Below are 15,083 nucleotides of genomic sequence, written 5' to 3' on the forward strand. Positions count from 1 at the left end.
CTGCCCGACCCACATGGCCGCCGCTGCACTGTCATCTGGAGACAATATGAATAGATATTTTGCACCGGACGTTGAGGCTGCGAAGCGCCGCGCCTCGTGGGGACACCACAGGTGCCGGAGGGAGGCATGTGATCGCCACCGACTGGACCACCGCGCCGTCCAGCTTCGCGCGGCAGCAGGCGGACCGAACGACGGCGTCTCGGATCACGAGGACAACCTCGCGCACGGAACGGTCGAGATGGCCATCACCATCGATATCGTCAACTTCATCATCCCGGGCTTCACGGTCCCGTCGGTCACCGCCTCGCCCAACCTCGAGCAGTCCCCGCCTAAGCTCCGGAAGAGCTGAAGGGCAGCAGCCGGCACCCGGCAGCCGACGCGAACACCATCGGGAGCATAAGCATGAAGACCACCGCGATCGAGAACGAAGACGTTCAGACCCATCCCTCCCGGCCAGATCGGGCCTGGCGTCGCCCTCTGCGGCGGCATGGCAACCAGCCGCCGGTTGCCCCCCACCCGGTTGCGCGAGGCAACGCCGTGCTGCTCGAAGCCATCGGCGCGGGAGCCCCCTGCGTGATCGGCGGGAGGCTCTTCATCGGGATCTCGTCGGCGGTCGGCGGTCATGACGTTTTCCTCTTCAAGCACGTCCACGCAGATCTGGACGGATTCGCCCCCGGGGCAACCGCTGTCATGAGCGCGACCGCACTTGAGGCGGCAATCGAAGCTGGCACGGTCAGCCTCGCACTGCAGGAGGTGCGCGACTGATGCCGATCCGCGCCGGATCCATCGAGGGGTTGCCCGTTCTGCTCGGCGACGAGCAGCTGCGCAGCCTCAACCGCGCCCGCCTCGTGGATGCCTCCAGCGATCTCGCCAGCTCCATTGATCCTCTGGCGAGCCTGTACGTCTCGGATGCAGGCGGCGCCCTGCGGACGCTGATGGGCGATGCCCATCGGCACGTGATCGGCGTCTACCCGAGCTGGAAGACCGGTCTCGCCCAGCCCTACGAGGGGCTGGGCGAGCAGGCGCTGATCGAGGAGAGCGAGATCCTCGCGAAAGTTCTCGACTACCAGACCCAGGCATTCCGCCTCCGCATGATGATCGGCGGTGCCGCAGTGGAGTGGATCTGCGACCACCTCCGGCAGCTCGAGGACGGCACGATCGAAGCGATCGAGGTCAAGCAGCACCCCGAGCAGATGAAGCCGGACTATGTCCTCAAGATCTCCCGCGCGCGTGAGATCCTCGGGAGGATCGGCTGGCGCGTCCGCGTCCGCTACGAAAAGGAGATCGCCGGGTCTCCGCAGTTCGCCCTGAATCGTGGCCAAATCCTCGCCCACAGGTCGGCCCACACGAGCGAGGAGCAGCTGGCGAGGCTCGAGGAGCTGCGCGCGAGGAGTCCACGCTCCACGTTCGCGGCAGTCCGCGATGCCATGGATCCCCGTCCCCTGCAGGGGAAGGCGGTCGTCCACGCGCTCATCTGCGCGGGACGGGTGGTTCTCGACCTCGACGAGCCGATCCGCGACGCGACGGCCGTCGAACTGAAGCCTGTTCCCCGGTTCATCTCGAAGATCAGGTTCTGACATGTCGAACTTCGACATCTACGCCAGCCTCAAGCCAGGCTCCGAACTGGTCTACAAGCGCACCAGCTACTTCCTGACCACGAGGACGCCGGACCGTCGCTTCATGGCGATCTCCAGCACCGGCCTCATCCTGACCATGCCAGATCCCGAGTCGGGACTTCCGGCATTTCCCACGGTCGCGATGATGCGCGCCGCACAGGCCAGCCGCGAGCTTGTGATCCGGTCCGATCCGCTCGACGACCCGGTCCGGGCCGAAGCGCGCGCCGAGGAGGCGAGTGCGGAGGAAATCGAGGCGCGCGACTCCTGGGCCCCATTGAGACGGAAGGTGCTCAAGGCCTGGGAGATGGAGCCGGACGACGACTTGCCAGCGCTCAGCGATTCGGGCCTCACGACGTGGTTCCTCAGAGCCTTCGACAAGCAGGAGGTCATCGCCCGCTTCGGACGGGTGCCATGCGGCACCACCCTCCGCACCTGGATCAAGAAGCGTGGCCGACGCGGTGATCGCCGCGCCGTCGATGCGGAGTCCCGTAGCGGACGGGTCCCCCGCAGGCGCAAGGCCCATCAAATCGTGGTCAACATCGGCAGACTGCATGCGGTTGCGGTGGAGGCGATCACGGGCCGCACGCAGAAGACCGGCTTCAAACTGTTCAAAAGAGACGTCGCACGGGCGTCACGCGGCCAGCCTGTCGAGGTCAACGGCGTCAAGCTCTCTTACGAGAAGCCCGCCAAGCCGCTCAAGCCATACGGCCGTGAGATCTTCCGCCTGGAATGTCACCGCGCCAAGAACGGCGACACGACCCAGGCCGCCTTCGGGAAGAAGGCCAGGCAGGCGGAGTATCGCGGCGGGGGCGTCTCAAAAGAGCCGACCCGCTACCTGGAGATCGTCGAGCAGGACGACACGCCCTTTCCCAAATACTTCCTGATTGACCTCGAGCGGCGGGTTCCAGTCGGGCCCGCGACCGTCGTCTTCAGCATGGATGTCTTCACACGGTGCTTCATCGGCTGGGACGTCAGCTTCGAAAGCCCCTCGATCTCGACCTGGATGCGCGCCGTCGCGCATGGCGCAGAGCCGAAGGAAGTACCCAAGCGCTACCGTGAGTCCCACCCCGAGCTAGCCGACATCTTCGGATACGTCGTCGGGGCCTACGTCTACGACAACGCGCTCCAGAACATCTCGAAGGCCAACGAGGACGCCGGGGGCGACCTGTGCCACGAGGTCAGGCTGGCGGGCGAAGGCCAACCTACGCACAAGAATCACGTCGAGCGGGGGCACCAGACGGTCCAGAGCCTCATGAGCGAGGTGCCCGGGTCGCCGCTCAGCGTCCCCCGCATGCGCAAGTATGGCTACGATCCCCAGAAGCACGTGGTCGTAACGATCCAGGAGTTCCGCGTGCTTCTCGCCGAAGCAATCGCGAAATACCATCTGACGCCCTCGGAAGCCCTGAACTGGAGGTGCCCGCTCGACGTCTGGACAGAGCAAATGTCGCTCCACGGGCACAGTCAGGCGCGCGATTTGGACCAGTTCCTCCGCTCGATCGGAGATGTCGACTACGTTCCATTCGGCCGGACCGGATGCCGTCTGCACGGATTGAAATATTCAGATGGGCAGGCAAACGAGTCTCTTCTCGCCGACTTCGCGCATGCGCTCGGCCCCGCGGAGGACACCGAGGACCCGACCTACCGGGTCAAGGTGAAGTCCTACACCGACGACATTGGCTTCGTCTCGGTGTGGAACCCGCACACGCGCCGCTACGTCGACGTGCCCTGCACGAAGAGGCGCTACGCCAGCGGCAAGCCGCGCTGGCTTCACGAGCGCACCCTCGAGCACGCCGCGGCGATGGGCGCGGACTTCTACGGAAAGACGCCCGAGGAGGTGGAAGAGGCGCTGATCGAGCTCGAAGCAGGCTTCATCGACGATCTCAAGGCGGCGATGCCCGAAGCAGCGGCACGCGAACGCCAGACCATGGCCCGCCTGATCGATGCCCCGAACGTACGGAGATACCTGGGCGACGCCGTCTCGATGATTCGCGTGCAGCCCTCGCCAAGCGGCATGGAGAGCCTGGTCGAGCACGAACTCCGCTCCACCATCCGCCGCGACGCCATGGTCGAGCCACAGCGCCGGCGCCGCGGCTCACAAACCGATCGCGACAGCCGCGACGCGGGAGGAACCCGGGAGATTGCCGACGCAGCGACCCGGCGGACGCCGCCTCGCCACGGGAGCAGAGGTAGCAACCGAGCCGCGGGAGAGCCCGGCTCGCGACCGAGGCCGAAGCGTGCGGAGAAGTCCCAAGCGGCCGGTGCGGTGAAGCCGCTCAGCACGTCGACCTTCAAGTAGATCTCAGAAGGAGAGTAACCTTGGCCAACAGCACGGAATCAGAAGACGAGAGCCCCTCCGAGCGCGGCGCGAGGGTCGGCGGAGTCCAGAGCCGGTTCCAGGATATCCGCCTCGCGGAGCCGCGCCAGCATCAGCTGATCGAGACTATGGAGCAGCTGCGCGTCTCCGGCCTGGCGCGTGCGCCCGGCGCCCCGACGCGAGGGATCAGGGTGATCCAACCCAGCGGCGCGGGCAAGTCCGAGGCCGCCAAGCAGTTCGTCGCCTTCGTCGCAGCTCAGCCGGACCGCGACCCCACAAAGACGCCCGTCCTCCACGTCACACTCGAGACGACCGGAACGCCCAAGAGTCTGATCGTCTCGTGCCTGGAGCAGCTCGGCGACGAGTATGCCACCGAAGGCACCGAGTCGCTGCTGCTCAAACGCCTCCGCAAGGCCCTCATCGAGAAGGGGGTGGAAATCATGATCATCGACGAGCTGAACCACTGCAGCCAGAAGATCATGGGCAAGGACGTCTCGAATACGCTCAAGAACATGCTCACGAAGGGCTGGGCACCCATAGTCTTCATGGGCACCGCCGATGCGAACCGGCTGTTCAAGTCCAACAAGGAGCTCCGGAACCGGTGCTCCTCGCAGCTCTCGCTTACGCCGCTCGATCCCGACCACGAGGATGACCTGACGGCGTGGAAGCAGTTCCTCGCCGGCATGGACGAGGAGATCGTCAGGCGCAAACTGCTCACGCGGCACTCGAACCTGGCCGCGCCCGACGTCGCGGAGGCGCTCTGCCGGGCATGCAGCGGCCTCATCGGCGAACTCGCGCTCGTTCTGGAGGACGCGCTCTGCGCAGTCGCCCGTCGGAGGGGGAGCCGCATCACCGTCGCGGACCTCCACCGCGCGCTGGACGTGCGCTACGTTCTGGAAGGTGAATTGGACGCCAATCCGCTTCAGGGTCTCGCTGAGTAATGACCGAGATCGCACGACCCGCGGCGGCGGTGATGTGGCCGATCGTGCCGCTCGAGCGCGAGTCACTCATGGGCTGGATCACGAGGACTGCTCATGAGAACGTCCTCCCGTCCCCCTACAGCATCCTGAGACGCACCGGCCTCAGCTACACCGCGAAGCCCATAGCCGCGCTGCTGAGCATCGAGGCGGCTCCGTTGCTCGCTACCTCGCTGGGGGCCGACCAGGCGAGCGTGGAGGCGCGAATGCTGGGCGCCGGGCCCAGCTCTGCATACGTCCAGCTCAACGGCGTCCCGGTCCGCCGCAAGGCCGTTGTGACGAACGTCAGGCGGTTCTCGCCGGCGACGCTCGGCCGCGCCAAAACCCACCTGACGGCGTGGTCGCTCCGCACCCTTCCATTCTGCTCCGAAAGCTGGGAGTTCCTGCAGGACAGCTGCGCAGACTGTGGTCAGGTGCAGCGCTGGCGTCAGGCTCAGGACCAGCGTCGGTGCGACATGTGCAACGCAGACCTGACCGTGCAGCGGGCGGAACTCGTCGACCCGGCGCTCCGCGCCGATCTCTATGAGCTTTGCACCTTGGCTTACGGCACCTCGGCCGATGGGCAGCGAGTGGCTGCAGGCTTACCGCAGGAGCTCGCCAGCCTCTCAGCAGGTGCGCTGCTTGAGATAACCTCGTTGGCCGCAGGCATCGTCGATCCCGAACTGCGCTTCAGCTTCCGTGCGCGAACCCACCTAGGAGAGCAGCAGCAGGTAGTATCGGCCCACGCGGAGGCGTGGACTCTCCTGAAAGGCTATCCAGACTCGCTTGGGACGCTTGCCGCTCGCCTTGGCGGCGCCAACGCAACGCCCCAGGCGCGGGCGGCACGGGGGAGGATCAGGAACATCCTGGATGGCCACGCGCGGGGTGAGCTCCTGCCCGAAGTGCAGTGCCTGGCCGATGCCCTGCGGACCTCGGACTCTCTGAATCTCGATCGCCAGGGCGATGCCGACATGCGGGTGAAGCCCGCCGCATGGATCCTCGGTGCAACCGAAGGCGAGGTTGCCGCAGCGAGGGACGCCAAGGTCCTCAAGTCGCGCTTCGGCTTCCGCCATGGCGCCCTCCGGTCCAGCCTCGACAGGGAAGAGATCGAATATCTCGGCGAGGTTCGCGTCGATCGCCTTGCCGCTCATAGCTTGGCTGGCGAACTTGGGCTGCCTCGATACGCCGGCGAACAGCTTCTGAGCACCGCCACCGTACGCCGGCATGACCACCCCTGGCTCCTCGCGCGCTATCGCTCCGCTCAGACGACCCACTCCGACTTGGCCGCTTTCAAGGCCAGCCTGAGGAACTCCCAAGTGCAGGCGGAAATCGAGAATCCAGTTCCGCTGGCGTGCCTGATGAGGCGAATCGGTGGCGGGCCTAAGCCTTGGGGCACCGTGCTCGGCATGATGGCCCAAGCTCGCCTTCCCTTCCGCCTCAAGGACGACGGGACCGCGCCGAACAGCATCCTGGTCCCCGCCGCCAATGCACACCAGATTACCGCTCTCGGCACCGGCGAGTGGCAGGAAGACTACACATGGGAGGACGCTATGGACATCCTGAACCTCAGTACGAAGCACCAGGAGGCGCTGGCCAGCCTCGAAGGCCAGCGAGAGAAGGGTAAAGGTTGGCGACTAAGCGTTTCCGATCTCCGGGAGAAGGCCTGCAGCTTCATCTCGCTGGGTGAGCTCGTGGCGCGTCTGGACAAGCCGGTCCCGACGGTCACGTCACTCGTCCGTCATAAGGGATTGGGGGCGCGCGGGCTGTTCGGCTGGGACCGGAAAACCACGGAAGCCGAGCTTAGCGAGCTTCTGCTCTAAAGTGGTAAGGCGGAGACCTTAAGTGGTTTCCGCACTGCGCTGGAGCGGGCGAAGGGATTCGAACCCTCGACCCCGACCTTGGCAAGGTCGTGCTCTACCCCTGAGCTACGCCCGCTCTGGCGTCGAGCCCCGGACGTGCGGGGCGGGTGAGGCGGCGCCAATAGCGGGCTCCGCCCACCCACGCAAGCCCCTTGGCAGCGCGGCGCTTTCCCCCACATAGGGGCGGCAACAACGGAGCAGACATGGCCAGTTTGGGACTGAGCGCCGCCGAACGCGAAGCGATCGACGCCTTCAAGCGCGACGTGGTCGAGCCGTCGATGACGCAGCTCGTGATTCTCGATTTCTGGGCGGAATGGTGCGGCCCGTGCAAGGCGCTTGCGCCGGTGCTGGAAAAGACTGCGGCCGACTATGCCGATCGCGGCGTCGTGCTGAAGAAGATCAACGTCGACGAGAATCAGCTGATCGCGGCGCAATTCCGCGTGCAGTCGATCCCGACCGTTTATGCCCTGTTCCAGGGCCAGCTCGTCGCGGACCTGACGCCGGCCCGCACCGAAAAGCAATTCGCCCAGTATCTCGATCAATTGCTGAAGCAGCTGCCGATCCAGGGCGAAGCGCAGGCGCTCGAGGCCGAGCTGGAGCCGCTGATCGCGATGGGCGAGCAGGTGCTGGCCGATGGCGATTCGGAGCGCGCGATCGGTATCTTCACGCAGCTGCGCGACATGGCGCCGGAGGAACCGGCCGTCGCTTCCGGCCTTGCCCGGGCACTGGTCGGCACCGGCCGGGTCGACGAGGCCGCAGCACTGATCGAATCGCTTCCCGAGAACGCGCGCAAGGACGCGGCGGTCACCCGCGCCGAAAGCGCGATCGCCCTGGCCCGCGAGGCGCGTCCGGTCGACGACCTGGCGCCGCTGCAGCAAAAGGTCGCGGCCGATCCCGCCGATCTCGACGCGCGCTATGAACTGGCCGGCGGGCTGATGGCGGCGGGCGATCGTGACGGCGCCGCCGACCAGCTGCTCGCGATCATCCAGGCCGACCGGGACTGGAACGAGGGCGCCGCGCGCTCGCGGCTCTTGAAGCTGATGGAAGTGGTCGGGCTCGAGGACCCTTGGACGTCGACCACGCGCCGCCGCCTTTCCGCGCTGCTGTTCACCTGATGGGCGAGATCACGCGCCTGTCGATCTTCCCGCTGGCGGGCGCGCTGCTGTTTCCGCGCATGCAGCTGCCGCTACACATTTTCGAGCCGCGCTACCGGGCGCTGGTCAGCGACGCGATGGCACGCGATCGGCGCATCGGCATGATCCAGCCGCGTCCGGCGCCGGAAGGCGCGGACCCGCCGCCGCTGTTCCACATTGGCTGCGTCGGGCGCATCGCGCATGTCGAGGCGCTGGACGACGGCCGTTACAACATCGTCCTGGAGGGCGTGGCCAGATTCCGCCTCCTCTCTGAACTGTCGGTGACGACGCCGTTCCGCCAGGTCGAAGCCGAGCTGGAGGAGGACATGCCCGCCGAGCCCCTGCCGATCGCCCAGCGCGCCGCGCTCGAAGAGGAATCGCGCCGCTATGCCGATGCCCAAGGTTATGCTGTGGATTGGAACGCCGTCTCCCGCCTCGACGACGAATCGCTGGTCAACGGCATTGCCCAGATCGCGCCCTTCGACGTCGCCGCGAAGCAGGCGCTGCTGGAAGCCGGGAGCCTCGCCGAGCGCACCGAGCTGGCGATCCAGCTGATGCAATTCTTCGGCCGCCACGCCGGCGACCATGACGATCCGGTGACGCTGCAATGATCGACCCGAAACTGCTCGACATGCTGGTCTGCCCGGTCACGCGCACGAAGCTGCGCTACGACGAGGCCGCGCAGGAACTCGTCTCGGAGGCCGCCGGCCTCGCCTACCCGATCCGCGACGGCGTGCCCGTGATGCTACCGGAAGAAGCGCGAACACTGGACTCCCCTCCCGTAAGTGGGAGGGGAGCTTAGACCGTCAACCCGCTCAGCAGCTTCGGCCGGTCGCCATATTCGCCGCGGGCTTCGGCCATGAAGAAGCTTTTCAAAGGCGTGATCCGCTGGACGGCGGATAGCCCGAAGCGCCGGACCGCCGAGGCTGTGTCCCCCGGAATGCCGAACAGCCGCGCAAGGCCGTCCGTCGAAGCGGCGACGAGGAAGGTGTCGAGGCTCCGCCAGCGTTCGTAGCGCTTCAGCAATTGCGCGTCGCCCAGATCAAGGCCGAGCCGCGCGCCTTCGACCAGCACTTCGGTCAGCGCCGCCGCGTCGCGCAGGCCGAGGTTCAGGCCCTGCCCTGCAATCGGGTGGATGCCGTGCGCGGCATCGCCGACCAGCGCCAGCCTCTGGTCCGTGATCCGCCCGGCGTGGTGGAAGCCGAGCGGATAGCTCGACAGCGGAGCGATCAGCTCCAGCTTGCCGAGCAATCCACCCATTTTTTTCTCGAGTTCCGCGACGAACCCGCGCGGACCGAGCTTCAGATAGCCCGCGGCGTCAGCCTTGGCGACGGACCAGACCAGCGCCGAGCGATTGCCCGGCAGCATCGGCAGGATCGCGAACGGACCGGTGGGATAGAAGATCTCGTACGCGACATTCTCGTGCGGCTTTTCATGCTCGACCGCAGCAATGATCGCACTGTGTTCGTACTGCCAGCGCGCGACGTTGATCCCGGCGGCGCTGCGCGTCGGTGAGTTGCGCCCTTCGGCGGCGACCAGCAGCGGAGCGGTTATTGCGCGCCCGTCCGCGAGCCGCACGGTGACGCCATGATCCCCCCGCTCCGTCTCGACGGGGCGGGCGGGCATCAGCAGCGTCACATGCTTCGCCTCCGCCGCAGCCGCGTGCAACGCCTGCCGCAGCAACCGGTTCTCGAACATGATGCCGAGCGCGCCGTCGTCGGGGGCGGGTTCGAAATCGAGCGCGCCGGGCTTCAGCCCGTCGCTGACGCGGATTTGCGCGATCGGGCAGCCCTTCCCCTCCAGCCGGTCGCCCAGGCCGATCGCCTGCAGCATCCGCCAGCTGGCGCTCGCGATCGCGGAGGCGCGGCCATCGAAGCCGGGCGCCAGCACCGCCTCCGGGTTTGCCGGATCGACCACCGTCGAGCTCAATCCATGCGCGTCCAGCGCCAATGCGAGGGTCAGGCCGACCAGGCCGCCGCCGAGAATGATCACGTCGCTTTGCATGCTTTTGCCCTTAACGCCGGGAACGCTTGACGGGGAGTCCGGCGCAGGCGAATTAGCGAAGCAGAACATTTAGCGCACAGGGCGGGACAGGGCGCATGGCGACGCGGGTCGCGGAACAGGAAGCTCCGGGTTGGAGAGAGGCAATCGCGCGCGGCTTCGCGCGAAGCTGGGCCGTGGCCGGCGCCATCGCGCTCGCCGCATTCGCGTTCCTGCTCGGCCTCGCGCTGGTCAGCTATCACCCCAGCGACGCGGCGCTCAACACCGCCGCCGGCGGCCCGGCGCAGAATTGGGTGGGCAGCGCCGGCGCCTGGGCATCGGACGTGCTGCTGTCCTTCTTCGGCCCCGCCGTCGGCCTGCTTCTCCCCCTGCTGCTGATCATGGCGCTTCGTTTATGGCACGATCGCTTCGTCGGACGGTGGAAGCGCAACATGCCGCTGGCGCTGATCGGGGTGATGCTGGTCGGCACAGCGCTCGCGCTGATCCGCGACACGGCCATCGCCGGGCTTCCCGGCGGCCTGGGCGGGGCTGCCGGCTATCTCGGCGCGCGGCTGGCGAGCGTCGGGCTGGATGCGATCGCGGACCCGGTCATTCGCTGGTGGGTGCAGTCGGCGATCATTTTTGTCGTCGCGCTCGGCGGGTTGATCCTCTGGGCGGTCGCGCTGGAGCTGGACGAGATCGAACGCGACTGGTTGTTCCGCCGCCGCGAAACAGACCCCGCCGACCGCCGCCCGGTCAAGGCGACAAGGGCGCCGAAACCCGTCGTCGAGAAGCGGCCGCGCGTCGAGGCCGACGACCGGCCGCCGCCGGTGATTTCAGTGCCTGGCGGAAAGAGCGCACCGCCGCCGAAGAAATCAGCCGCCGGCCCGGTGCAGACCAGCTTCGACCTGCGAGACCGCTACACTTTGCCGCCGCTCGACCTGCTGAAGCCGGCGCCGCCGTCGACAGGCGGCCCGCTCGACAAGGCCGCGCTGGAGCGCAACGCGCGGCTGTTGGAAAGCGTGCTCGACGACTTCCACGTCAAGGGTTCGATCGTCGAGGTGCGTCCCGGCCCGGTCGTGACCATGTACGAGCTGGAACCTGCCGCCGGCATCAAGGCCAGCCGCGTGATCCAGCTGGCCGACGACATAGCCCGCAACATGTCGGCGCTGTCGGCGCGCGTCGCAACCATTCCCGGCCGCAGCGTGATCGGCATCGAGCTGCCGAACCAGGTCCGCGAGTCGGTCGTGCTGCACGAACTCGTCGGGTCGGATTCGTTCGAGGAGCAGGGCGGCGCGCTGCCGATCATCCTGGGCAAGAACATCGCCGGCGATCCGGTCATCGCGGACCTAGCGCCGATGCCGCATCTGCTGGTCGCCGGCACCACCGGCTCGGGCAAGTCGGTCGGCCTCAATGCGATGATCCTGTCGCTGCTGTACCGGCTGACGCCCGACCAGTGCCGGATGATCATGATTGACCCGAAGATGCTGGAACTAAGCATCTACGACGACATCCCGCACCTGCTCTCGCCGGTCGTGACCGATCCGCCCAAGGCGATCCGCGCGCTGCGCTGGGCAGTCGAGCAGATGGAGGAGCGCTACCGGATGATGGCGTCGGTCAGCGTCCGCTCGCTCGCCAGCTTCAACGACAAGGTGCGGGTGGCGAAGGCCAAGGGCCAGCCGCTCGGCCGCCGCGTCCAGACCGGCTATGACGCGGAGACCGGCCAGCCGATCTACGAGGAAGAGCAGCTGAGCTTCGAGCCGCTGCCGCAGATCGTCGTGGTCGTCGACGAGCTCGCCGACCTGATGATGACGGCGGGCAAGGAAGTCGAGTTCCTGATTCAGCGCCTGGCGCAGAAGGCGCGCGCGGCCGGCATCCATCTGATCATGGCGACGCAGCGCCCCTCGGTCGACGTCATCACCGGCGTGATCAAGGCGAACCTGCCGACCCGCATCTCGTTCCAGGTCACGTCGAAGATCGACAGTCGCACGATCCTTGGCGAGCAGGGCGCCGAGCAGCTGCTGGGCAAGGGCGACATGCTCTACATGCCCGGCGGCAAGCAGATCGTGCGCGTGCACGGGCCGTTCGTGTCCGACGACGAGGTCCGCGCGGTCGCCGACCATTGGCGCGCGCAGGGCAAGCCCGACTACATCCAGGCGGTCACCGAGGAACCCGAGGACGGCCAGTTCGAATTCGACGGCGCGCCCAAGGGCGACGACAGCCCCGAGGACCAGCTGTACCGCCGCGCCGTGCAGATCGTCGCGGAAAGCCAGAAGGCCTCGACCAGCTACGTCCAGCGCCAGCTCCGCGTCGGCTACAACAGCGCCGCGCGGCTGATCGAGCGCATGGAGCAGGAAGGCAAGGTGAGCCGTCCCGACCATGTCGGTCGCCGCGAAGTCCTGATCGACACTACCGGCGAGCCGATCTAAGCCCCTCCCAGACAATGGGAGGGATCATGCGGAAAGTCGTTCTCGCGGCCGCGCTGATGGCGTCGGCGGCGCTTGCTCAGGGCCAGGTTGCGCCCAAGCCGGAGGCACTGACGGCGGACGGAATTCCGCCGGTGCCGCAGGCATTGGTCGAGAAGACGCGGCCCTATCTCGAATTCCGCTCGGGCGTGTTCAACGGCTGGAATCCGCGGACCAAGTCGGCGCTGATCATCACTCGCTTCGGCAACACGCCGCAGCTGCACGAAGTCGCGAGCCCGCTGGGCATGCGCCGGCAGATCAGCTTCGAGGCGGACACGATCGCCGGCGCGACTGCCGCGCGCAATCGCGGTGATGTGGTCGTCGTGCAGAAGGATGTCGGCGGCAGCGAATTCTGGCAGCTCTACACGCTCGCCAACGGCCGGCTGACGCTGATCACCGACGGCAAGAGCCGCAACGAGCTGAACGCCTGGAGCCATGACGGGCGCTGGCTCGCCTACAGCTCGACGCGCCGGACGGGCACCGATTCCGACCTGTATGTGATCGACCCGCGAGATCCGAAGACCGACCGCATGGTCGCGGCGGTGAAAGGCGGCGGCTGGGGCATCGCGGATTTCGCGCCGGACGGGAAGACGGCCGTCGTGCTGAATTATATCTCGGTCAACAAGGTCGACCCCTATCTGCTCGACCTCGCCTCGGGCACGATGACGCCGATCGGCGACCACAAGCAGACGATCGCCTATGGGGAGGCGGAGTTCGCGCCCGACGGCACGCTTTGGGTGACCTCCGACCAGGGCTCCGATTTCCAGCGCCTAGGCACGCTCGACCCGAAGAGCGGCCGCTTCACGCCGGTGGCCGCCGGCGAAAACTGGGACGTCGACACGTTCGACATTGCGCCGGACGGCCGCTTCGTCGCCTATATCGTCAACGAAGCCGGGGTGAGCCGGCTGAAGCTGCTCGACACAGCCAGTAAGTCGGCGCGGACCGTCACTGCGCTGCCGCAGGGCGTCGCCAGCACGCTGCAGGTGGCGCCGTGGGGCACGATCGGCCTGACCGTCAGCTCGGCGCGCGCATCGGCCGACATGTATGCGGTCGATCCGCAGACGCTGGCCGTCACGCGCTGGACGCAGAGCGAGACCGGCGGCCTCGACGTCAGCGCCAATCGCGAGCCCGAGCTGGTCAAGGTCAAGAGCTTCGACGGGCTGGAGGTCTCCGGCTTCCTCTACCGCCCCGATCCGGCGAAATTCCCAGGCAAGCGGCCGCTGCTGGTCAACATCCATGGCGGACCCGAAGGCCAGTCACGGCCCGGGTTCCTCGGCCGCAACAATTATTATCTGAACGAGCTCGGCATCGCGATCTTCTACCCGAACGTCCGCGGCTCGACAGGATTCGGCAAGACGTTCGTCGCGGCCGACAACGGGCCGTTCAAGCGCGAGGATTCGGTGAAGGACATCGGCGCGTTCCTGGACGTGCTGGCCAAGGACCCGGCGCTCGATGCTGCCCATTTCGGCGTCACCGGCGGCTCCTATGGCGGTTATATGTGCTACGCCTCCGCGATCCGCTACGGCGATCGGTTCAAGGCAGCGAACTGCGTCGTCGCGATTTCCAACTTCGTCACCTTCCTGGAGAACACGCAAGGCTATCGCCGCGACCTGCGCCGGGTTGAATATGGCGACGAGCGCGACGCCAGACAGCGCGCGCAGTTGCTCGCCATCTCTCCGTTGACTCATGTCGGCCAGCTGAAAATCCCGTTGTTTGTCGTCACCGGCGGGAACGATCCGCGCGTTCCGGCCTCGGAGGCGGAGCAGATGGTCGCGGCGGTCCGCAAGAACGGCCAGACCGCGTGGCACCTGCTCGCCGCCGACGAAGGCCATGGCTATTCCAAGAAAGCCAATCAGGATTATCAGATGTGGACCACGCTGATGTTCTGGGAGCGAAATCTGCTCGGGACGCGTTGACCGGGTTCAGTCCGCATTCAAGCGGCGAGACGTAGCGCCCGCCGCACATTCCCGGAGCCGTTCATGTTCTTTCGCCCCGTTGCCGTTGCCCTGACGTCGCTTGCCCTCGCCGCGCCGGCCTATGCGCAGCCGAGCGTGATCCGCCGGGTCCAGGAACATCTGCGAGGCGTCCACACGATGACCGCGGATTTCATGCAGACCGATCGCAAGGGGAAGTCGCTCACCGGCAAGCTTTACCTGAAGCAGCCCGGCAAGATCCGCTTCCAGTACGAAGCCGGCGTGCCGATCCTGGTGGTGGGCGACGGGCGCGTGCTGAACTTCATCGATTATCAGGTGAAGCAGGTTTCCAAATACCGGATCGGCGGCTCGCCGCTCGATATCCTGCTCAATCCGAAACGCGACCTGTCGCGGGTGGCAAAGGTCGTGCCGTCGGCCGCGCCGGGCGTCATCACCATTCTGGCGCGCGATCCGCGTCACCCGCAATTCGGATCGATCACCCTTGCCTTCACCGAGAAGGCGGATGCACCCGGGGGGCTGCTGCTGGAAGGCTGGGTCGCGCTCGACGCGCAGAACAACCGCACCACGGTCCGGCTGTCGAACCAGAGGCTGAACGTTCCCGTCGCCGAAACGGTGTTTCAGTGGGACGATCCGCGCCCCGGCAAGAACCGCGACTGATCGTTCATCTTTGGGACAGGTTCGCCGGCCTAGGGCTCGCTCGGTGGAGAGGGGCTTTTGGCGGGATTTCCCCCTGTTGCCCGCCCGGAGAGCCCCCTCCCTCCAGCGTGACGAACGCTTGGTCGGCCCCCGCTCCAAGCCCCCGGAGCGGGGGTCTTTCCTTGTGGGG

Annotated in this window: 12 protein-coding genes and 1 tRNA gene; 11 read left to right on the forward strand and 2 right to left on the reverse strand. The window is 66.8% G+C overall.

All coding sequences use genetic code 11. The features are described 5' to 3' along the window. Positions 1-402 precede the first annotated feature (402 nt). The 5 genes from GON01_RS02785 to GON01_RS02805 are packed head-to-tail and all read left to right on the forward strand — an operon-like array spanning position 403 to position 6,706. On the forward strand, positions 403-765 hold the full coding sequence (locus GON01_RS02785; protein WP_157025838.1) for a hypothetical protein: 363 nt from the start codon (positions 403-405) through the stop codon (positions 763-765). After that, positions 765-1,577: a hypothetical protein gene (locus GON01_RS02790; protein ID WP_157025840.1), complete on the forward strand. Its 813-nt coding sequence runs from the start codon at positions 765-767 to the stop codon at positions 1,575-1,577. Before GON01_RS02785 ends, GON01_RS02790 begins: the two co-directional genes overlap by 1 nt. A 1-nt stretch (position 1,578) precedes the next feature. After that, positions 1,579-3,912 carry a hypothetical protein gene (locus GON01_RS02795; protein WP_157025842.1) on the forward strand — a complete coding sequence of 778 codons (2,334 nt, stop codon included), beginning with the start codon at positions 1,579-1,581 and terminating at the stop codon, positions 3,910-3,912. Positions 3,913-3,932: 20 nt separating this feature from the next. Then, positions 3,933-4,871, forward strand: a complete 939-nt coding sequence (locus GON01_RS02800) for a TniB family NTP-binding protein (protein ID WP_157025844.1) — start codon at positions 3,933-3,935, stop codon at positions 4,869-4,871. Then, entirely contained in the window at positions 4,871-6,706 is a 1,836-nt protein-coding gene (locus tag GON01_RS02805) for a hypothetical protein (protein WP_157025846.1), read from the forward strand. The genes GON01_RS02800 and GON01_RS02805 overlap by 1 nt, the downstream gene beginning before the upstream one ends. Before the next feature lie 40 nt (positions 6,707-6,746). Here GON01_RS02805 and GON01_RS02810 read toward each other — a convergent pair. After that, positions 6,747-6,821: transfer RNA gene (locus GON01_RS02810), tRNA-Gly, on the reverse strand. A 142-nt stretch (positions 6,822-6,963) separates the two neighbouring features. Here GON01_RS02810 and GON01_RS02815 point away from each other — a divergent pair. The 3 genes from GON01_RS02815 to GON01_RS02825 are packed head-to-tail and all read left to right on the forward strand — an operon-like array spanning position 6,964 to position 8,680. Further along, entirely contained in the window at positions 6,964-7,860 is an 897-nt protein-coding gene (locus GON01_RS02815; RefSeq protein ID WP_157025949.1) for a tetratricopeptide repeat protein, read from the forward strand. Then, positions 7,860-8,489, forward strand: a complete 630-nt coding sequence (locus GON01_RS02820; protein WP_157025950.1) for an LON peptidase substrate-binding domain-containing protein — start codon at positions 7,860-7,862, stop codon at positions 8,487-8,489. Before GON01_RS02815 ends, GON01_RS02820 begins: the two co-directional genes overlap by 1 nt. Next, complete coding sequence (locus GON01_RS02825) at positions 8,486-8,680, forward strand: Trm112 family protein (protein WP_157025848.1); 195 nt, start codon at positions 8,486-8,488, stop codon at positions 8,678-8,680. The genes GON01_RS02820 and GON01_RS02825 overlap by 4 nt, the downstream gene beginning before the upstream one ends. Here GON01_RS02825 and GON01_RS02830 read toward each other — a convergent pair. After that, complete coding sequence (locus GON01_RS02830) at positions 8,677-9,882, reverse strand: UbiH/UbiF/VisC/COQ6 family ubiquinone biosynthesis hydroxylase (RefSeq protein ID WP_157025849.1); 1,206 nt, start codon at positions 9,880-9,882, stop codon at positions 8,677-8,679. The two genes, GON01_RS02825 and GON01_RS02830, sit on opposite strands and share 4 nt — an antisense overlap. A gap of 95 nt (positions 9,883-9,977) precedes the next feature. Here GON01_RS02830 and GON01_RS02835 point away from each other — a divergent pair, with 95 nt between their 5' ends. The 3 genes from GON01_RS02835 to GON01_RS02845 all read left to right on the forward strand — a co-directional run bounded on the left by GON01_RS02835 (position 9,978) and on the right by GON01_RS02845 (position 14,914). Next, complete coding sequence (locus GON01_RS02835; RefSeq protein ID WP_157025851.1) at positions 9,978-12,287, forward strand: FtsK/SpoIIIE family DNA translocase; 2,310 nt, start codon at positions 9,978-9,980, stop codon at positions 12,285-12,287. A 26-nt stretch (positions 12,288-12,313) separates the two neighbouring features. Then, positions 12,314-14,239: a S9 family peptidase gene (locus tag GON01_RS02840; protein ID WP_157025853.1), complete on the forward strand. Its 1,926-nt coding sequence runs from the start codon at positions 12,314-12,316 to the stop codon at positions 14,237-14,239. A 63-nt stretch (positions 14,240-14,302) separates the two neighbouring features. Next, positions 14,303-14,914, forward strand: a complete 612-nt coding sequence (locus GON01_RS02845; protein ID WP_157025855.1) for a LolA family protein — start codon at positions 14,303-14,305, stop codon at positions 14,912-14,914. Positions 14,915-15,083: the final 169 nt, after the last annotated feature.

This window comes from Sphingomonas horti (assembly GCF_009753715.1).
Taxonomy (GTDB): Bacteria; Pseudomonadota; Alphaproteobacteria; order Sphingomonadales; family Sphingomonadaceae; genus Sphingomonas_B; species Sphingomonas_B horti.